The organism is Nonomuraea sp. NPDC001684, assembly GCF_053596515.1.
In genome coordinates this window covers 1-19,278 of record NZ_JBSFGJ010000158.1, presented here as the reverse complement: position 1 = coordinate 19,278, position 19,278 = coordinate 1, and the positions used below count along the sequence as shown (strand labels likewise).

Below are 19,278 nucleotides of genomic sequence, written 5' to 3'. Positions count from 1 at the left end.
CTTGTCCACGGTCTTGGCCGACAGGAACAGCTCCTTGGCGATCTCCTTGTTGGTCAGGCCGGTGGCGGCCAGCCTGGCCACCGCGTCCTCCCTGGGGGAGAGCGCGGACCCGTAACCGCGCGGGCCGCCGCGATGCCGGGCCGGTACGGGCAGGCCCCAGCGCCTGCTCAGCCGGCCCGCCCGGTCGAGGTCCCAGGCGGCGCCGAGCCCGCCGTACGCGTGCAGGGCGGCCTCCAGCATCGACGCCCCCCGCTCGTCACCGGCGGTGAGCAGCAGCCCGGCCGCGTGCTCGCGCGCCTGCGCCGCCTCGTACGGCGCCCCCAGCCGTTCGTACGACGCCGCCGCGTCCATGAAGCGCACGGCATCGGCGGACAGGAAGCCCCGCGCATGGCCGAGCGCCGCCCGCGCGAGCGGCGCGTCCAGCGCGGCGAGCTCGCCTTCGAGACGTGACACCAGCTCCCCGGCCTCCTCGACCCTGTCCAGCCCCACCAGGGCTTCGACCAGCGCGGGAACCGCCCGAACACCCACCGGCCACAACCCCTTGGCCGCCCACAACGAGAACGCCTCGCCGGTACGCGCCACGGCCTCCCCGGCCCGGTCCTGTGCGACGGCCAGCCGCAGCAGCGCGCTCACCGGCAGCGCGAGCACGTCGGCCGCGCCCGTCTCCAGGTTCGCGCGCACCAGGTCGTCGAGCCGCGCGGCGTCGGCCCGCCCGCGCGCGAGGGCCAGGCAGCCGGACACGGTGTCCGCGGTGAGACGGTAACTGGGCAGGTCGGCGAAACGCACCCGCAACGCTTCGAGCTCGTCCGCCACGCCGTCCCAGGAACCCCGGCAGTACGCCAGAGCCGCCAGGTTCAACCGGCACCTGGACTCGATCAGGCCGGTGACGTCGTGCTCGGCCGCCTCGGCCAGCGCGGCGTCCAGCAGGCGGTACGCGGTGTCGTGATGCCCGGCCAGGCAGGCGACCTCGCCGATCGAGTCGTAGGCCACCACCTCCCACCGGTTCGTCGGACGGCCGCCGGTCCGCGCCACGACCTGCCCGGTCAGGCTCGCCCCGCGCGGGTCGCCGACGAGGGTCAGCACCATGGCGACCTTGCCGAGCACGGAGATGCGCCGCTCGGGCTCCGCGATCTCGGGCAGCCGTTCGAGCGCCAGGTCGAGCCAGCGCAGGTGCTCGGCGAGCGGGACACCGGGGGTTCTCGGCATGCCCAGGCCCACCATGGCGTACGCGGCCAGCACCGGTCGGTCGGCGAGATCGGCGACCGCCTCGATCATGGCCCCGCGGGTGAGCTCCGGCGCGGCGCCCCCGGCCTCCAGCTTCAGCCCGATGAGGTAGTTCAGCTCGCCGCGCACCGGTCCGGGCGGCTGGCGGGCGGCGGCGGCGCGCAGCAGGCCGATGAGCTCGTCGGCGCCCAGCGCGTAACCGCCCGCCCAGCCCAGTTTCGCCGCGAGCCTGCCCTCGCGTCCCGGGCCGAGGGGCGCGTGCCGCAGGACCGCCTCCAGCAGGCGTTCGGCCTCCGCGTCGTTGGCGAGGGCCACGGCCTGGTCGGCCGCCTTCTCCGCGGCGTCCACCCACGCGTCGTGCCGGCCGGCGTGACGGTGGTGGTGGGCGATCTGGCCGAGCGGCGTGGGATTCTGCCGCGCCACCGCCTTGGCCGCGCGGACGTGCAGGTCCTGGCGTCTGGGCAGCGGGATGCTCCCGTACACCGCCTGGACGGCCAGCGCGTGCCTGAAGCCCGCCGTGCCGGCGTGCTCGGCGAACAGGCCGCGGTCGAGGAGCTCGTCCAGGCCCTCGTGGGCGTCCTGCTCCGGTACGCGGCAGGTGGCCACGAGATCGGGCACCGGCACGGCCACCCGCAGCACCGCCGCGGCCTCCGCCACCGCCTGCGCGTTCGCGCTCAGGCCGCGCACCCGTTCCAGTACGGAGTCCCGCACCCCGGCCGGTACGCCCAGCTCGTCCAGCGTCTTGCGCGCCCACCTGGTACCGCGCTGGACCAGGACGCCGCGGGCCCGCAGCAGCGCGACCAACTCCTGGATGGCGTACGGCAGGCCCGACGTCCGCTCGCACAGGTAGGCGGCGAACTCGTCCGACACCTGCGCGGTGCCCAGGATCGCGGCCGTCAGCTCGTTCGTCCGGGCGGCGTCCAGCGGGGCCAGCACGAGGTGGGCATGGGCGAGCTCAGGACGTAACCGCGCAGTGAGCGCCCGCAGACCGGGACCAGCCTCCTCACCGCGGAACGTGAGCACGAGGACGAGCCCGGGCGGCGGGTCGGCGAGCAGGTAGCCGAGGAACTCGACCGTCTGCTCGTCGGCCCAGTGCAGATCCTCCAGCACCAGGACGACCCTGCCGAGCGCGGCGAGCAGCTCCGCGAGCCCGCGGAACACGCGATGCCGCAGCCCGGCGGGGTCGTCCAGCGGGCCGGGCTCGACCGGGAGGACGGCGGCGAGCTCGGGCAGCAGCGGGCGCAGCGCGCCGGTCACCGGCGACAGGCCGCCCTCGGGCAGCCTCCCGGCCGCGCCGCGCAACGCCTCGATGACGGGCCCGAGCGGGAACGGCTCCCGAATCTGCGGGCACCCACCGACGAGCGGCGGCCGATCAGGCGGCTCGGCGGCGGGTGGCGGCCGGTCACGCAGTTCGGCGGCCAGTTCGCTGACCAGCCGCGTCTTGCCGATGCCGGCCTCGCCCTCGATCATGACGACGGCCGGGGGACGCCGCACCGCCGCCCGCAGCCGCCGCAGCTCCACGTCCCGGCCGACGAGGACGGGCGAGATCACCCGCTCCGCCGCCATTTCGGCATCGTCCATAATCGAGCCATTGAAGCGCCGCACGCATCAAATGTCACGTCTGTCTTACCTGGCGGCTGATCCATGGGGCTCGGCCGCCGCGACGGGAGTGGCCGCGCGAGGCCGACGCGCCTCACGGCAGCGGCTCGCCGTGCTGGCCGGCCGGCTCGGGCACCAGCTCCTTGAGCCGCGTCAGGACGGCCTTGAACTCCTCCGAAATACCCCCTTATCGCCACGCAGGGCCCCTCTCGCCTCCAGATCTCATGATCCAGGGGGCCCGGTAACGCCGAGCCCGGTCCGTGGCCGATCGGCTCAGCGGCGGACGCGGTAGCGGATGTGGGTGGCCTCTGGGGTGTCGATCACCTGAATGATCTCCAACTCGATCTCCGACGGCAGGACGTCGAACAACCGGCGCCCCGCGCCCAGGAGTACTGGAATGTGGTGGATCTGCACTTCATCCAGCACCCCGGCCTCAAGGGCCTGTTGCACCGTGTACGCGCCACCACGAATCTGGACGTCCCGTTCCCCGGCGGCGGCCTTCGCCTGCGCCATCGCGCTTTCGATCCCGTCGTTCACGTAGGTCACCAGCGGATAGCCCCACCTGGCGGCCGGGCCGGGCGGCCGGTGGCTGGGGACGAAGATCGGCAGACCGCCGTGAGAGCCGCCCCAGTGGTCCATGAGCTCAGCGGTCCGCCGTCCCGCGAGGATCGCACCAGCTCCGTTCCATTCGTCCTGGAACTGCTTGACCGGCCCGGGATGCTGGTCCGAGTCGGCCCACTTGTGCAGCCGCTCCCCGTCGTCGCCGCCGAGGAAGTCGTTGGGATCGGCGATGTACCCGTCGAGGGACATCGACATGTCGAGCACTGATTTGGACATGGCCCACTCCTTGGTTCACGGCGTGGCCCCTCGGCCACAGCCTGCGCCCGGGGCCGGAGTCAACTGTGTCCCCAGAACACTGTGTACGGTAGAGACAGTTTTGGCGGATGGCAAGCGGGAGTCGACGTGGCGGTCAACGAGGATCCGAGGGCACTGGCCGAACTGTTGTGGGGCCTGCGCAAGCCGCGCAGCAGAGGTCCCAGGCCCGCCTTCGACCTCGCCCGGCTGGCCGACACCGCCGTCAAGGTCGCCGATGCCGAGGGCCTGGAGGCGGTCTCCATGCACCGCATCGCCGCCGAGCTCGGCCTCACCAAGATGGCCCTGTACCGCTACGTCAACGGCAAGACAGAGCTGATGGCCATCATGATCGAGGCGGCGGTCGGCACACCCCCCGACCTGAGCGGGACCGCCGGCTGGCGGGCCAAGCTGGAGGAGTACGCCCGCGGACTGTCCACCGTCTGGCGGCGCCACCCCTGGCTGCCGTCGGTCACCGTGGGCGATCGCGTCATGGGCCCACGCGAGACCGCATGGACCGAAACAGCCCTCAGCGCCCTCACCGACACCCCTCTGACCGAACGCGAACGGCTCGACGCCGTCATGATGGTGTCCCACCACATCCGCGCCACCCACCCGGCCGCCACCCAGGGCACTCAGACCTGGACGGACGGCAGCGCCGCCCCCATCATGCGCGACCTGCTACTCCTCAACGCCGGCCGCTTCCCGCTGCTGGCCACCACCGTGGCCATCCCCTCAACCACCACCACCCGCGAATTCGGCCTCCTCGCCCTCCTCGACGGCCTCGAACGCACCATCACTCAACGCACCCACGACAACGGCGACGAACAAACGGCTTCGCGCCCAGATCCTCCGTAAGCGGCGACCACCAGCGGGCCCCCGAACCCGATCTGCCCACCGACGGCCGGATTCCGGCTGGTCGCGACGATCAGCCTCGCCCTGCCCGCAGGCCCGACTCGGGGCATCGCGGCGAGATCGCCAAGCTGCTCCTCCACCGCGAGGCGCGAGGCCAGGAGGTGTCGCGGCTGCTGCCGGCCGCGTCGTAGCGGTTCACAACATGTCGGTGAGCGCGTCGAGGTCGGCCAGGCGTCCGGCGGGGGCTAGGCGGGCCGCCACGGCGACCAGCAGCAGCTCGGTGACGGCGATCTGGTGCGCGAGCGGCGCGATCGGCCCGGCGGCCTCGCGCGGCAGCCTGATCAGCACCTCCGCCCGCGCCGCGAGCGGCGACTCCCCGGCGTCGGTGATCAGCGCCAGCCGCGCCCCGCGGGCGCACGCGGCCTCGGTGAAGCGGGCCGTCGCGGGGGAGTAGCGCCGGAAGTCGTACGCGACCACGGCCGCAGAACCGCCCAGGTCGAGCAGCGTACGGGCACGCGCGGACGCCGAGTCGGGCACCCGATGCGCCCCCGGACGCAGGCCGGCGAGCTGCCTGATCAGGTATTCGGCGGCCAGCTCGCTGAGCGGCCCGCCGAGCGCCCAGACCGACGCGGCTCCGGCCAGCAGGTCGCCGACGGCGTCGAGCAGGGGCTCGGTGACGGCGGCGAGGGTGCTGTCGAGCCCGGCACGCAGGTCTTCGGCGGCCCGCTGGGTGCCGGGCGGACGGGCGACGAACTCGCGTAGGCGCGACCGGTCGCGGACGCCGTCGCGCACGGCCGCCTGGAACCCGGCGAATCCCGCGTACCCGAGCCGGTCGAACAGCCGGGAGGCGGTCGGCGGGCTGACCCCGGCACGCTCGGCGAGCGCGCGCAGCGAGCCGAGCGCGGCGAAGGGGTGGTCGTCGAGCAGCGCCCGCACGACGGCCCGCTCGCCCGGTGGCAGTTCAGGGTAGACCGCGCTGAGCCGGTTCGTCACCGGATCCTCATCCATGCTGACAAATGTTACACGTGGCGGAGTTAATGAAACGAATGTTACGGTCGCCGGTATGAGTACCTGGAACGGACTGATCGACAGCGGCTACCGGCGCTGGCTCCCGGTCACCACCGACACGCCCGCCGTCTCGCTCAACGAGGGCAACACCCCGCTGCTGCGCTCGGCGCACCTGTCCGCGGTGACCGGCTGCGAGGTCTGGCTGAAGGTCGAGGGCGCCAACCCCACGGGGTCGTTCAAGGACCGTGGGATGACCGTGGCGATCAGCAGGGCCGCCGAGGCCGGCGCCGAGCTTGCCGTGTGCGCCTCCACCGGCAACACCAGCGCCTCGGCCGCCGCCTACGCCGCGCGCGCCGGGCTGACGGCCGCCGTGCTCGTGCCGAAGGGGCGGGTCGCGCTCGCCAAGCTGGGGCAGGCGGTCCGTTACGGCGCGCGGATCGTCGAGATCGACGGCACGTTCGACGACTGCCTGCGCGTCGCCCGCGAGCTCGCCGCCCACCACCCGATCGCGCTGGTCAACTCGGTCGGCAACGAGCTGCGCCTGGCGGGGCAGCGCACGGTCGCCTACGAGATCGTGGACGCGCTCGGCGACGCGCCCGACATCCACTGCCTGCCCGTCGGGAACGGCGGCAACATCACCGCCACCTGGGGCGGCTACCGCGCCTACGAGCAGGTGGGGCTGTCCGGCCGGTCGCCGCGCATGTGGGGCTTCCAGGCGGCGGGGGCCGCGCCGCTCGTCCACGGCACGCCGGTCGCCGATCCCGAGACCGCGGCGAGCGCGATCCGCATCGGCAGCCCGGCCACCTGGGACGGCGCGCTCGACGCCCGCGACCGGTCCGGCGGGCTGATCGCCGCGGTGACCGACGCGCAGATCTTCGAGGCGTACGAGCTGGTCGCGAGGCGCGACGGCGTCTTCGCCGAGCCCGCCTCGGCCGCCGGGATCGCCGGGCTCCTCGACCAGCACGCCCGGGGCAACCTCGCGCCGGGCCGGCGGATCGTGATCACGCTGAGCGGCAACGGCCTGAAAGACCAGGACGCCTCCCTGCGCGGCGGCTACACCGCGACGGAAACCAGTTCGGCCACCTCGGCCGTGGCCCAAGCCCTCGGCCTCGCCGTCTGATCCCAGGCGCGCCCCGGCGCGTGCGCTGGGTGGGGCAGCACACCGCTGGCCGCCTACCTGTTCTGCCGGGGCCGGGAGATCACCGATGCGCGCGGGATTCCTGCGTCACTCCTTCGATCGGCCGCGGACGAGCGGCACGCGGATCCGTCTGCCTGTTCAGGTGATGGTGTGGTTCTCCCGAACCGGACGCAGGATGAGGGCACGGATGGAGCGGACCGTGGGTGGGCGGCCAGGCCGCTTCGGCCGACAGGTACGAGCGTGACGACGTCTCATCAGATCGCGATGCCGGCGTAAGACGGTGTCCGGGCGGGTGAGCAGCCGCAGCCGGCGGAGGACCTCGCGAGGCAGCCTGACCTGGGCGGATGTCATCATCGGCAGGCGTAATGACCCCGCCCGGAGGGAGGACACCGCGTCCAGTGCGGGCCGGTCGTCGGTGGCGGGCTTGCCGCCCACAGGTCCGATTTCCGCCGGATGCATCCTGTCGGGGGCGGACATGATGAGCGGATGATGGCAGAAGCAATGACGGATGACGGTCCGGCTTCGGGGGGCGACGAGGGCGGGAGCTCACTGGCAGTGCTGGAGAGGTTCTATCGGGCGGAAGTCGCCTATATCGCCGCAGGAGGCTTCGGCAAGGCCGATTTCGGTGAGCTTGCCGAGTGCCTGGACCCAGAGGTCGTGATGTACCAGGCGGACTCCCTGCCCTACGGGGGCATCTGGCGCGGACCGAGCGGCATCGAGCAGTTCATGGCCGCCATGAGCGAGGTATGGCAGTCCCTGGAGTTCCTGGAGCAGAAGTATGTGGTCGACGGCGACAGTGTCGTGGTCTGGAACCGCGGCATCCTGCGCGCCCGCGCCACCGGCCGGGCCTTGGAGACCTCGGTGATGCAGCTGATGACGATCAAGGATGATCGCATCACCGAGATACACCCGTTCTACCTGGACACTTCTGCGGTCCTGAACGCCCTACGCCCGGACGACGACGTCTAGCTGTTCTGTCCCGTGAGGTTGGGTACGCGGCCGGCTGGTGGCAGACCTGCCAGTGCGGACTGGCCGCGGTGGTGATTATAGGTGTGCAGCCAGTACGGCAGGACTTGGCGGCGTTCGATCTCTGAGGCGTAGGGCCGGGCGTAGGCCCGTTCGTCCAGCAGGGTGCGGTAGCAGGAGCCTTTGTCGGTCAGCAGTCTTGGGATCGACGTGTCAAGCATGTCCCGGGACAGGACAGGGATGAAAACATGACACAAGGCGTCGGGTTTCCGAGTGATCCTCAATGCACCGGTCGGCGCCGATGTGGGTGTGGACCGGGGGCCTCATGGATAGACAAGGACCTCAATGCGCGAAACGCCCGAAGAGCTCAAGGAACTCAAGGAGCTTCAGACTCTCCTCGAAGCCTCCCTGTCCCGCTCCACCTCGCACCTCCGCCCGATCGTCACAGCGAACACCCTGACCGTGGAGCAGATCACCCGAATCGGCACGGCGCGCAGCGCCGCCAAGGCCCGTCACCCGGCCGCCCGTCCTGCCGCCGGCGCCGCACACATGCGCGGTGAGGATCTGGGCGTGTCCACGCACGGCAAAGTGGAGATCCGCAACCCCGAGGACGGGAAGCCGGCGGCGGACCGGCCGTACCTGCTCGCGTACTCAGGCATCGACAAGCTCGCCGGGGTGTCCCGGTCTTGATCTGCGGCATGGGTCGAATCCGGACCGGCCAGGTGCCGAGGGGGCTGATCGAACGGCCGCGTAGTGGCGGAATCGACTTGTTCGACATGGATGGAGTCCGTCCGCCCGTGTTCTGCTGTGTTGCGAGAGGGTGGATCAAGGTTGACTGCGTTCGTACGGGACGTCGCCAGCATGGGGCGAGAGGCCATCGAGGTGGTGGGGGCTCGTACCAACAATCTGCGGGACGTGTCGGTGAGCATCCCCAAGGGGTGGCTCACCGCCTTCACCGGGGTGAGCGGCAGCGGCAAGACCTCGCTGGCCATCGACACCCTGCACAACGAGGCCCAGCTGCGCTACCTGGAGGGGCTTTCGCCGTTCGTACGGCAGTACATCACCCAGCGCAATCGGCCGAAGGTCGACCGCATCCTGGGACTCGGCGCGACGCTCGCGGTCGACCAGCGCCGCCTGAACCGCAACCCCCGGTCCACGGTCGCGACGATCACCGGCATCGACGGGCATCTGGGACTGCTGTACTCGCGCCTGCCGGGGATCGGCGCGGACCCGGCGGCGCAGAGCGTCAACGGGCATCTGACGACCGCTCATTTCGACCGCAACACCCCGGAAGGCAGCTGCGCGGACTGTCACGGCGTGGGCGGGCGCTGGCAGGCGCAGGAGGACCTCATCATCACCCGTCCGGAGCTTCCCCTCTTCGAGGGGGCCTCGCCCTGGTACGCCAGGTGGCGGTCGGGGGAGCACGCGTTCGTGCCGGCGCTCGCCGACAAGCGCGGCGTGGACCTCGGCCTGCCATGGCGGTCGCTGCCGGCGGAGTTCCGCCACTGCGTGCTGTACGGCACAGGTGAGGAGAAGGTCGAGGCGACCGTCGACATGACCAGCAAGAAGGAGACGGTCTCGGTGACCTACACCTCCAGCCAGCCGCTGCGGGGGGCGCTGGCCGAGGTGGAGCGGGTGTTCCTGAACGCCCAGACCGCCAGCGCCAAGCAGCGCTACCTGCCGTACATGCGCAAGCAGCCGTGCGGCACCTGCGGCGGCAGCGGGTACGACCAGGTGGCCCGGTCCGTGCGGCTCGGCGGGCTGACCTTTCCCGACCTGCTCCAGGTGGACGTACGGGAGGTACGCGGCTGGGCCGAGCGGGTGGCCGGCGACCTGGACGCCCGGCAGCGCGAGGTGGGTGAGCCGCTGCTGCAGGACCTGGGCCGCAGACTCGGGATCCTCGACCGCCTCGGCCTGGCCCATCTCCAGCTGTCCCGGAGCGCGGCGACACTGTCCGGGGGCGAGTTGCAGCGAACCCGGCTCGCCGCGCAGCTCAGCACCGAGCTCAGCGGCATCGTCTTCGTCCTGGACGAGCCCGGGACCGGGCTGCATCCGGCGGACAAGGCGCACCTGCTCGACATCGCCCTGGAGCTGCGCAAGGCCGGCAACACGGTGCTCCTGGTCGAGCACGACCCCGAACTGATCGCCCGGGCCGACTGGGTGATCGACATGGGGCCCGGCGCGGGCCGCCTCGGCGGTGAGATCCTGGTGTCGGGGCTTCCCGCCGACGCGGCCGCCCACCCTGCGTCACTGACCGGACGCTACCTGGCCGGTGAGGGGCCACGGCTGCGCCGGACCCGCCGTCCGGCCGGGGATGACACCGGCTGGGTGGAGCTGCACGGCCTGCGTGCGCACAACGTGACCGCAGACGTGGTGCGTTTCCCCGCCGGCCGGCTCACCTGCCTGACCGGGGTGAGCGGCAGCGGCAAGAGCAGCCTGCTCGGCGCGCTCGCGGCGAGCGCGGAGGCCGCTCTGAACGGGACGACGACCGACACCGTGCGACAGGTGACCGGCCTGGAGGGGTTCGACTGGGTCGCCGTCGTCGATCAGGAACCGCTCGGGCGCACGCCGCGATCCAACCCGGCCACCTACAGCAAGGCGTTCGACGTCGTCCGTAAGCTGTTCGCCGGTACCGACATGGCACGCGCACGTGGGGTCAACGCGTCCTGGTTCAGCTTCAACACCGCGGGCGGTGGCCGCTGCGAACCCTGCACCGGTTATGGCCGCAAGCTGGTCGACATGCACTTCCTGCCGGATGTGTGGGTGGTCTGCGACGCATGCCAGGGGCGGCGCTACACGCCGGAGGCCTTGGAGATCACGTACCAGGGACTGGCCATCGATCAGGTGCTGGAGCTGACCGTCGCCGAGGCGGTGGAGCAGTTCTCCGAACCCCGGCAACTCGCCGAGACCCTGGGAGCCTTGAACCAGGTCGGGCTCGGCTATCTGCAGCTCGGCCAGAGCGCCACGGAGTTGTCCGGCGGCGAGGCGCAGCGGCTGAAGCTGGCCTCCGCCATCCAGCGCGGCGCCGCGGGCCGCAAGGCCGGTCTTGTCGTTCTCGACGAACCCGTCTCGGGCCTGCACCCCTCTGACGTCCAGCGGGTGGTGGACGCGTTCGACGTGTTGCTCGACTCGGGCGACACCGTCGTCGTGGCCGAACATGACATCCCCGTCGCCGCGTCCGCGGACTGGGTGATCGACCTGGGGCCGGGAGCCGGTCCGGACGGGGGCGCGGTGGTCGCGGAGGGCACCCCGGACGCCGTCGCAACCGCGAACACCCCGACCGCCGGCTTCTTCCGGCGGTACGCGGCGGGCCTGCCGCTCCTGGAAGGGCCGCGGCTCGCCGGAACAGGTCGTCGGGGACGATGAGGCCGGTTCCGGCCGGGGCGGCTGGTGATGGGGCGCGAACGTGTCAGACGGCCGGGCGGCCGCAGGTGACGTCCTCACCGGGCAGGACACCGTCGACCAGGTAGCTGGTGACCTTGGTGTCGACGCAGGCGTTGCCCGCCGCGAGGTAGACGCCGTGGCGGAAGGCGTCGTTCAAGGTGATCATGCGGGAGCCGGTCAGCGCCCGGTGCATGGCCTGCTGGCCCGGATAGGGCGTCGCGGGGTCGCCGGCCGCGCCGACGATCAACGCCGGTACGGAGTTGCCGATCCTCGTGGGCGCCTCAAGCGGCTTGACCGGCCAGAACGCGCACGGGGAGATGTTGCGGGCGAGCGGCCCGAACAGTGGTTCGGCGGTGCGGTGCCGCTGGATGTCGCGGTAGTAGGTCGCCGGGTCGCGGGGTGCGGCCCGGTCACCGCACAGGATCGCCGTGCCCGCCCGGTCCGAGGCCTCTCCGGAACCGGTGAACAGGCCGTCGAGGAATTCCTTCAGCGAGGCGGGCGGCGGGGTCTCGCCGCCGCGGCTCAGCGTCCGCGCCTCCTCGGCGAGGACGGCATAGGACTGCGGGCCGTCGCTGTAGAGGCGTGCGAACAGCCAGTACGGCACGACATGGGCATCGACGCGGTATGCGCCGATCTTCACGGGATGCCGGTTGATCTTCTCCACGGTCGCCAGGACGGCGTCACGGGTCCCGCCCAATCCGTACTCCTTGTCATGTGACGCGGCCCAGGACGCCCAGCGCCGCAGCGCGGCGTCCATCGCGGGGGCGGCGCGTGAGAACATGCGCGGGCCGTACACCTGCGGGTCGACGGCGCTGTCGAGCACCACCCGGTCGGCCCGCGAGCCGAACATCTGCAGGTAGGTCGCACCCAGGTAGGTGCCGTAGGAGTAGCCGAGGTAGGACAGCTTCTGCTCGCCGAGCGCGGCCCGGATCACGTCCATGTCGCGTGCGGTGTTCCTGGTCGTGGCGTACGGCAGGGTCTGGAGATTGCCCTTGGCGCAGCCCGCCGCCAACTGTTCGGCCAGGCGCACCCCCTCGTCGAAGGTACGCCGGTCGGGTCCCGCCGAGCGGAGGAAGGTGTCGGTCTGCCACCGGCAGTTGATCGGGGTGCTGCGGCCGACGAATCGGGGGTCCATGCCCACCAGGTCGTAACGGGCCGCGACCTCGGGCATCGCCTTGCCCAGGAGCGTCATCGAGAGGCCGGCGCCTCCAGGGCCGCCGGGGTTGAGCAGCAAGACGCCGCGGCGCCGGGAGGAATCGGTGGCCTTGATCCGGGAGATCGCGATGGTGAGGGTCCGCCCCTGCGGTCTGCGGTAGTCCATCGGGACCAGGACGGTGGCGCATCGAGCACCGGCGGCGTCCATCTGTTCGCCCAGCTGATCGCCGGGTCCGGTTGCGCAGGCGCGCCAGGTGATCGTCTGATGGTGGAAGCGGTCCAGGGGGGTGGCCGCCTGCGCCGGTCCGGCGGCGCCCAATCCGATTCCGGCCGTGAGTGCCACTGCGGCAGCCGTTCCACTCTTGATGAGGAGCATGCGTCGTTCCTTGGTGAAGGGGTTGTTTCCTGCGGATCCGGCGCGCGTCGGATTTCGACGCTCCGGTAGTGATGTGTCCGGTCTCAGGGGTGCCCCCTGTTGATCACTGATCACCGGCTGTATTCAAAACTAGGGGCCTGAGCAGCCCCTGGACATCGTGCGGAAGGTCGATCCGGGCCCTGCCACCGGCACACCAACCGCCCGCTTCTCTGCAACCGCTGCCCTAACGACGACTCCTCCCAAAGGAGGACAAAGCGGGTCATGCTGGCGGCTACCTTCGTCTCATGAACGTGGTGCGACGATGGGGCCGCTGGTGGCGCGGCTTGCCGGTGATGGTCGCCGACAGCCTGCTGGCCGGTGTGTCGACCGCGCTGGCGGTGACGCAGGCCGCCTTGTCCGCCCATGACCCGGTCGTGCTGGCGTACCTGCTGGCGGTGCTCACCAGCGCGCCGCTGGTGCTGCGCAGGCGCCACCCCATCGCCGTCCTCGCGGTGATCACGGCGGGCCTGATCGGCTGCGGCCTGGCCGGCTACCCCAACGGATTCCAGGCCCCGCCGGTGCTGGTCAGCCTCTACACCGTCGCGGCCTACCGCCGGGAGGGCCACCGCGACGGCGTCGTGGCCCTGGCGTTGATGGCGGGCATCCTCGTTCCCGACCTCATCAGGTCCGGGCTGACCTTCGCGATCGTCAAAAGCCTGGTCGAGAACGCGCTTCAGCTCGGCGCGGCCTGGGCCATCGGGGAGGGGGTGCGCAGCCGCCGGCTGCGCCACCAGGACCTCATCGAGCACGCCCGCCACCTGGAGATCGAACGCGAGGAGAAAGCCCTGCGAGCGGTCGCCGAAGAACGCGTGCGCATCGCCAGGGAACTGCACGACGTGGTCGCCCACCACCTGTCGGTCGTGTCGATCCAGTCCGGTGCCGGCGGCCGCCTGATCGACACCGAGCCCGACGCCGCACGCGACGCATTCACCGCGATCGCCGCCACCACCCGCGAGGCACTGGCCGAACTCCGGAACATGCTGTCGGTCCTGCGCCTCACGTCCGACGCCGGCGAGGACTCCTACGCCCCGCAGCCGGGGCTGGCCCAGCTGGACACGCTGCTGGAACGCTCACGCCTGTCCGGCCTGTCGATCCGGCGGGAAACCTCCGGTCAGGTACGCCCGCTGCCGCCCGGCGTGGACCGGTGCCTGTACCGCATCACCCAGGAATCATTGACCAACGTGCTCAAACACGCCCCACACGCCGACGTGACCCTCACCCTGACCTACCAGCCCGCCGCGGTCACGCTGCAGGTCGGCAACAGCGGCCCGGCCACCACCGGGCACAGCGCCGACGGGCACGGCCTGATCGGCATGCGCGAACGAGCCACCCTCTACGGCGGCACCCTCACCGCCGGCCCACGTACGGACGGCGGCTTCACCGTGACGGCCCACCTGCCCGCCTCCCCACTCGCCGAGCCCGCTCTCGCCACGGCCCACCTGCCCGCCTCTCCGCTCGCCGACCCCGCTTTCGCCACGGCCCACCCGCGGCAGAGCGCACCACGACCCGGGGCACCCCGATGACCGGCCCCGACACCGGCCGCGGGACCATCCGCGTCCTGGTCGTCGACGACCAGGCCCTGGTCCGCGCGGGCCTGGTCGCCCTCCTCCGCACCGACGCCGCTCTCACGGTCGTCGGCGAGGCCGCCGACGGCCACGAAGCCATCGCCCAGGCCGCGGCGACCGCCCCGGATGTCATCCTGATGGACATCCGCATGCCCGACCTGGACGGCGTCGCCGCCACGCGCCACATCCTCGCCCACGCCGCCGGCCCGGCACCGAAGATCCTCATCCTGACCACCTTCGACCTGGACGAACACGTCTTCGCCGCCCTGCGCGCCGGCGCCTCGGGATTTCTGCTCAAGGACACCCCCGCCGACCAGATGCTGGCCGCGATCGCCACGGTCGCCCGCGGCGAGGTGCTGCTGGCGCCCAGCGTCACCCGGCGCCTGGTCCACCATTTCATCACCGCCCCCGAACCCGACCGGCGCCGGCCCGAGGAGCTCGCCCGGCTCACCAGCCAGGAAACCGCCGTGCTCCACCTGGTCGGCCAGGGCCTGACCAACCAGCAGATCGCCACCCGCCTGAACATCGCCGAGGCCACCGTCAAATCCCACCTGGGCCGCCTCATGACCAAGCTCAAGCTGTCCAGCCGCGCCCAAGCCGTGGTCATCGCCTACGAGACCGGCTTGATCGTCCCTGGAGCCGGAGACCGCACCTGATACCCGGCAACGCACCGGATCGGTCGCAGGTCGTCCCATCCTCCGGTTCGGGCAGGTCCGGTCTTCCGGCCACCGGGACCGCCGGACTATCATGGACGCCGCGCGCACGGATCCCCGCGATCTTTAAGATTTTCTGCAAGATCCGTTGCAGAACTCCTCGATGGACGCGTGCTCTCGCTCGCCAACAGACTCCCTTCCTGAGATCCACAGCGGACCCGACCGATCGGGGCCGCTTCACAGGAAGCGCGATCTATGGCGAATCGATCCCGGAGAGTGTTGCCCGCAGGGCTCGCGCTCGTCTTGGCCCTCGTGACGGCGGGCTGCAACGCGAACTCGCAGTCCACCTCGCAGTCCACCGAGCCCACGAAGGGCAGGAACGCGGCGCCGCTGGAGTCCGTGCCCAAGGGCGGGACTCTGCACTACCTCTCGCGGCGCGCGACCGAGTCCTTCGAGACCGCCAACGCGCAGATGGTGCCGACCAGCCGGCTGCGGTGGGTGCACCGCGGGCTGACGTCGTGGCGGACGCTCCCCGACAAGGACACGGTGCTCGTGCCGGACCTCGCCACCGACACCGGCAGGACGGACGACGGCGGCAAGACGTGGACCTTCACGTTGAAGGAGGGCTTGAAGTTCTCCGACGGCAGCCCCATCACCGCGCAGGACGTGAAGTACGGCATCGAGCGGTCGTTCGCGCCGATGTTCCAGGGTGGCCTCGGCTACCACAAGACGCTGCTGGTCGGCGGCACCGACTACGACGGCCCGTACGACGGCAAGGAGCTCGACTCCATCGAGGTCGCCGGTGACCACAAGATCGTCTTCCGGCTGAAGCGTCCGTTCGGCAACTGGCCGTGGATCGTCAGCATGCCGGCCTTCGCGCCGGTGCCGGCCGCCGCCGACACCAAGCCGGAGACCTACGGCGAGCACCCGGTCGCCAGCGGCCCGTACCAGGTGACGAGCTTCCGCAAGGGGGCGCAGGCGGTGCTGGACCGTAACCCGAACTGGACGGCCGACAGCGACCAGGTGCGGTTCGCCGGCCCGGACAAGATCGTCCTTGACATGGGCCTGAACAACGACACGATCGTGCAGCGCCTCATCGACGACAAGGGCGAGGACCGGACTGCGATCAGCAACGCGCTCATCTCGCCGTCGCAGTTCCAGCGGATCCAGTCCGACCCGTCGATCTCCGGCCGCATGGCCAACGGCCCCTCGGGCTACTTCCGCTACCTCGCCATGAACGTCAAGCGCCCGGGCCTGTCCGACGTCCGCGTGCGGCAGGCGATCAACTACGCCATCAACAAGGCCGAGGTGCAGAGCGTGTACGGCGGCCCGAAGTTCGGCGGCCAGATCGCCTCGACCATCATGACGCCCGGCATCCCCGGCTACACCGAGTACAACCTGTACGACGGCGGTGACACCGGCGACGTCGACAAGGCGAAGGAACTGCTCGCCGCCGCCGGCGTCTCCGACCTGAAGCTCACGCTGACCTATCCGACCGACGTCAGCGCGATCGAGGAGAAGGAAGCCCAGAGCATCAAGAACTCGCTGGCGCGGGTCGGCGTCAAGGTCGAGCTCAAGGGCCTGGACGCCAACACCTGGTCCGAGCTCATCTCGTCCGCCGACGGCGACTACGACATGACGACCAACGGCTGGGGAGCGGACTTCCCGAGCGGCATGAGCACCATCCAGCCGCTGTTCGCGTCGAGCGAGATCGGCAACGGCGGCGGAAACGCCTCGAAGTTCTCCGACCCCGAGGTGGACGCCGCGATCGACGCCGCGATCGCGGAGCCGGACCTCGACAAGGCCGCCAAGATGTGGGCCGCGATCGACAAGCAGATCATGGAGGACGCCCCGGTCGTGCCGATCCTCGTGCAGCGCACGCAGGCCCTGGCCGGTTCGAAGATCATGAACTACTTCGTCCCCGCCTACCCGCCGTTCGCGAACGAGTTGGTCGTCGGTGTCGATCGCTGAGATCCAGCAGGCGGAGGGCCGGGGCGCCTCGGTCCTCGGCCGCTTCCTCCGGAAGCGGTCCGGCGTCGCCGGCCTGGTCATGCTGGTGGTGCCGCTCGTCGCGGGGCTCTGCGCCCCGCTGCTCGTGCGGATGGAGGGACAGGACCCGAACACCTTGCACACCGACGTGCTCGACCCGGACGGCGGCCGTCCGCTGGGCGCCTTCGGTGGCGTCAGCGCCGACCACTGGCTCGGTGTCGTCCCGGTGACGGGTGTCGACCTGTTCGCCCAGATCGTCTACGGCATCCGCTCGTCGCTGTTCATCGCGTTCGGGGCGAGCATCCTGTCGATCGCCTTCGCCGCCGTCCTCGGTACGGCGATCGGGTACTTCGGCGGCTGGCTCAACGCCGTCGCGGGGCGGGTGATCGACTTCATGTTCGGTTTCCCGGGCCTGATGTTCGTCATCGCGATCATGGCGATCGTGCCGCCGGAGATGCCGCGGGGCCTGGTCCTCGTGCTCGTGCTGGCCTTCTTCGGCTGGACCGTCCCGGCCCGGATCATCGGCGCCCAGGCCGGCGCCGTCAACGCCCGCGCCTTCGTCGAGGCGGCGCGCGCGACCGGGGCCGCGCCCTGGCAGATCATCCGCCGGGAGATGCTGCCGCACCTCTTCGGCCTGGTCGTCGTCCTGTTCGCGATGTCACTGCCCGGCAACGTCAGCGTCGTCGCGGGACTGTCGTTCCTCGGGGTCGGCCTGCGTGGCGACGTTCCCGACCTCGGCAAACTGCTTTCGGACTCGCTGCCGTGGATCTACAGCGGCGCGGACGTCTGGTACATGCTCTTCCCGGGCGCCGTGGTGTTCCTGATCGTATTCGGCGCCACGCTCGCCGGTGACGCGCTCCGCGACGTCCTCGACGTGCGCATGGAGGATGCTGCATGATCGTCTACATTGCCCGCCGCATGGCCACCGCGGTGTTCATGCTCCTCGCGATCGCCTTCGTGACGATAGCCCTCTTCTTCGGGGCCTCGAAGGACCCGGCCCGCGCCATGTGCGGCAAGCCGTGCCCGCCCGAGACCCGGGCCAAGGTCAGCGCCTACATGCAGACCGACCAGAGCCCGGTGTGGCAGTACGCCCAGTTCGTGAAGGGCCTCTTCGCCGGCCGCACGTACGGCGAGGGCGCCCAGCAGGTGCACTGCCAGGCGCCCTGCTTCGGCTACTCGTTCCCGAACCGCAGCGACGTCACGACGCTCATCGCCGAGCGGCTGCCCGTCACGTTGTCGCTCGCGTTGGGCGCGGCCGTCCTGTGCCTCGTCGTGGGCATCGGCCTCGGCGCGTTGTCGGCGATACGCAAGGGCGGGATCGTGGACCGGTTCTCGATCGGCTTCGCGATGTTCGGGTTGTCGGTCCCGACCTTCCTCGTCGGCCTGCTCGTCGTCCAGGTCTTCGGCTTCATGCTCAACGCGCTGCCGTACTCCGGCTTCGTGCCGTTCTCGGAGTCGCCGGCGGATTGGGCCTGGCATTTGATCGGCCCGTGGATGGTGCTGTCGTTCATCCTCGCCGCCGGCTACATCCGGGTCACCCGCACGCAGCTGCTCAACGAACTCTCGGCCGACCACCTCGTCGCGATGACCGCGCGCGGCGCGTCGACCCGGCGGGTGAACCGGCACGCCGTCCGCGGCGTGATGGTGCCGGTCGTGGCGATGTTCGCGCTCGACGTCACCGCGCTCCTGGGCGGCTCGGCGATCGCGGAGAAGGTGTTCAGCCTGCACGGGCTCGGTGACCTGCTGCTGTCCGGCGTGAACGAGTCCGACCTGAGCATCGTCGTCGGGGTGACGCTCTTCTCCGCCTTCCTCATCATCGTCGGCAACCTGATCGCCGACCTGCTGATGCCGCTTCTCGACCCGAGGATCCGCCGTGCCTGACCCCGTACTCCAGGTCGAGGACCTGTGCGTCTCGTTCACCGGCGGCGGCCTCACCGCCGATGTCGTGCGGGACCTCTCCGTGAGGCTGGACGGCGGCCGCACGCTCGCCGTGGTCGGCGAGTCGGGGTCGGGCAAGACGATCACCGGCCGGGCGATCATGCGGCTCCTGCCGCGCGGGGCGAGCGCCCGGGGCCGGATCGTCGTCGCCGGCCGGGAGATGCTCTCCGCCGACGAACGCGAGCTGCGCCGGGCCCGCGGCTCCGACGTGGCCATGGTGTTCCAGGACTCGATGTCCGCGCTCAGCCCGTACCTCGACATCGGCGCGCACATCGCCCAGGCGGTCCGCCTGCACGACCCGTCGGTCACCCGTCGCGCTGCGCGGGCCCGTGCGGTCGAGATGCTCGACCGGGTCGGCATCCCCGAGCCCGCGGACGCCGTACGCCGCTTCCCGCACGAGTTCTCGGGCGGCATGCGGCAACGCGCGGTGATCGCGATGGCCCTGGTGAACCGGCCGGCGCTGCTCATCGCCGACGAGCCGACCACCGCGCTCGACGTGACGGTGCAGGCGCAGATCCTGGCCCTGCTCCGCGGGCT

General features: G+C 71.2%; 15 protein-coding genes and 1 pseudogene. 11 read left to right on the top strand and 5 right to left on the bottom strand.

The window, feature by feature from the left end:
• A partial coding sequence (locus ACWCSD_RS25870) for a helix-turn-helix transcriptional regulator (protein ID WP_449918544.1) occupies positions 1-2,805 on the bottom strand: 2,805 nt, incomplete at its 3' end.
• Positions 2,806-3,096: 291 nt separating this feature from the next.
• Positions 3,097-3,660: a dihydrofolate reductase family protein gene (locus ACWCSD_RS25865; RefSeq protein ID WP_449918541.1), complete on the bottom strand. Its 564-nt coding sequence runs from the start codon at positions 3,658-3,660 to the stop codon at positions 3,097-3,099.
• A gap of 126 nt (positions 3,661-3,786) precedes the next feature.
• On the opposite strand from ACWCSD_RS25865, the gene ACWCSD_RS25860 reads away from it, so the two are divergent.
• Positions 3,787-4,533, top strand: coding sequence for a TetR/AcrR family transcriptional regulator (locus ACWCSD_RS25860; RefSeq protein WP_449918539.1), 747 nt, complete (start codon positions 3,787-3,789; stop codon positions 4,531-4,533).
• Positions 4,534-4,725: 192 nt separating this feature from the next.
• Here the strand turns inward: ACWCSD_RS25860 and ACWCSD_RS25855 are convergent, their stop codons facing one another.
• Positions 4,726-5,538, bottom strand: a complete 813-nt coding sequence (locus ACWCSD_RS25855; RefSeq protein WP_449918536.1) for a MurR/RpiR family transcriptional regulator — start codon at positions 5,536-5,538, stop codon at positions 4,726-4,728.
• Positions 5,539-5,593: 55 nt separating this feature from the next.
• Here ACWCSD_RS25855 and thrC point away from each other — a divergent pair, with 55 nt between their 5' ends.
• Positions 5,594-6,658 (top strand): threonine synthase, encoded by a 1,065-nt coding sequence (gene thrC, locus ACWCSD_RS25850; RefSeq protein WP_449918534.1) that lies wholly within the window; start codon positions 5,594-5,596, stop codon positions 6,656-6,658.
• A gap of 504 nt (positions 6,659-7,162) precedes the next feature.
• Positions 7,163-7,645 (top strand): nuclear transport factor 2 family protein, encoded by a 483-nt coding sequence (locus ACWCSD_RS25845; protein WP_449918531.1) that lies wholly within the window; start codon positions 7,163-7,165, stop codon positions 7,643-7,645.
• Here the strand turns inward: ACWCSD_RS25845 and ACWCSD_RS25840 are convergent.
• Positions 7,642-7,851: pseudogene (locus ACWCSD_RS25840) on the bottom strand (IS481 family transposase); the annotation flags it as partial. The gene ACWCSD_RS25845 and the pseudogene ACWCSD_RS25840 sit on opposite strands and share 4 nt — an antisense overlap.
• A 136-nt stretch (positions 7,852-7,987) precedes the next feature.
• Between ACWCSD_RS25840 and ACWCSD_RS25835 the strand changes: the two are divergent.
• Together ACWCSD_RS25835 and ACWCSD_RS25830 are read left to right on the top strand one after the other, a co-directional pair.
• Entirely contained in the window at positions 7,988-8,332 is a 345-nt protein-coding gene (locus tag ACWCSD_RS25835; RefSeq protein WP_449918529.1) for a hypothetical protein, read from the top strand.
• A gap of 141 nt (positions 8,333-8,473) precedes the next feature.
• Positions 8,474-11,008 (top strand): excinuclease ABC subunit UvrA, encoded by a 2,535-nt coding sequence (locus ACWCSD_RS25830; protein WP_449918526.1) that lies wholly within the window; start codon positions 8,474-8,476, stop codon positions 11,006-11,008.
• A gap of 43 nt (positions 11,009-11,051) precedes the next feature.
• Here the strand turns inward: ACWCSD_RS25830 and ACWCSD_RS25825 are convergent, their stop codons facing one another.
• The gene (locus ACWCSD_RS25825; RefSeq protein WP_449918524.1) at positions 11,052-12,347 is read right to left on the bottom strand and encodes an alpha/beta hydrolase; all 1,296 of its coding nucleotides are present in this window, start codon (positions 12,345-12,347) and stop codon (positions 11,052-11,054) included.
• A 494-nt stretch (positions 12,348-12,841) separates the two neighbouring features.
• On the opposite strand from ACWCSD_RS25825, the gene ACWCSD_RS25820 reads away from it, so the two are divergent.
• The 6 genes from ACWCSD_RS25820 to ACWCSD_RS25795 form a co-directional block, all read left to right on the top strand.
• Positions 12,842-14,119 (top strand): sensor histidine kinase, encoded by a 1,278-nt coding sequence (locus tag ACWCSD_RS25820; RefSeq protein ID WP_449918521.1) that lies wholly within the window; start codon positions 12,842-12,844, stop codon positions 14,117-14,119.
• Positions 14,116-14,817 (top strand): response regulator, encoded by a 702-nt coding sequence (locus ACWCSD_RS25815; RefSeq protein WP_449918518.1) that lies wholly within the window; start codon positions 14,116-14,118, stop codon positions 14,815-14,817. Before ACWCSD_RS25820 ends, ACWCSD_RS25815 begins: the two co-directional genes overlap by 4 nt.
• A 309-nt stretch (positions 14,818-15,126) precedes the next feature.
• Entirely contained in the window at positions 15,127-16,785 is a 1,659-nt protein-coding gene (locus ACWCSD_RS25810; protein ID WP_449918515.1) for an ABC transporter substrate-binding protein, read from the top strand.
• Entirely contained in the window at positions 16,772-17,701 is a 930-nt protein-coding gene (locus ACWCSD_RS25805; RefSeq protein WP_397159272.1) for an ABC transporter permease, read from the top strand. The genes ACWCSD_RS25810 and ACWCSD_RS25805 overlap by 14 nt, the downstream gene beginning before the upstream one ends.
• Positions 17,698-18,684 (top strand): ABC transporter permease, encoded by a 987-nt coding sequence (locus ACWCSD_RS25800; protein ID WP_397159274.1) that lies wholly within the window; start codon positions 17,698-17,700, stop codon positions 18,682-18,684. The genes ACWCSD_RS25805 and ACWCSD_RS25800 overlap by 4 nt, the downstream gene beginning before the upstream one ends.
• Positions 18,677-19,278, top strand: a 602-nt coding sequence (locus ACWCSD_RS25795) for an ATP-binding cassette domain-containing protein (protein ID WP_449918511.1), incomplete at its 3' end; no start/stop codon positions are given. The genes ACWCSD_RS25800 and ACWCSD_RS25795, both read left to right, overlap by 8 nt.

Bases quoted from the DNA above. Each gene is read 5' to 3' on its own strand.
- ACWCSD_RS25865 (WP_449918541.1), bottom strand. From the start codon at position 3,660: ATGTCCAAATCAGTGCTCGACATGTCGATGTCCCTCGACGGGTACATC.
- ACWCSD_RS25855 (WP_449918536.1), bottom strand. From the start codon at position 5,538: ATGGATGAGGATCCGGTGACGAACCGGCTCAGCGCGGTCTACCCTGAA.
- thrC (WP_449918534.1), top strand. From the start codon at position 5,594: ATGAGTACCTGGAACGGACTGATCGACAGCGGCTACCGGCGCTGGCTC.
- ACWCSD_RS25845 (WP_449918531.1), top strand. From the start codon at position 7,163: ATGATGGCAGAAGCAATGACGGATGACGGTCCGGCTTCGGGGGGCGAC.
- ACWCSD_RS25835 (WP_449918529.1), top strand. From the start codon at position 7,988: ATGCGCGAAACGCCCGAAGAGCTCAAGGAACTCAAGGAGCTTCAGACT.
- ACWCSD_RS25825 (WP_449918524.1), bottom strand. From the start codon at position 12,347: ATGGACTACCGCAGACCGCAGGGGCGGACCCTCACCATCGCGATCTCC.
- ACWCSD_RS25820 (WP_449918521.1), top strand. From the start codon at position 12,842: ATGAACGTGGTGCGACGATGGGGCCGCTGGTGGCGCGGCTTGCCGGTG.
- ACWCSD_RS25815 (WP_449918518.1), top strand. From the start codon at position 14,116: ATGACCGGCCCCGACACCGGCCGCGGGACCATCCGCGTCCTGGTCGTC.
- ACWCSD_RS25800 (WP_397159274.1), top strand. From the start codon at position 17,698: ATGATCGTCTACATTGCCCGCCGCATGGCCACCGCGGTGTTCATGCTC.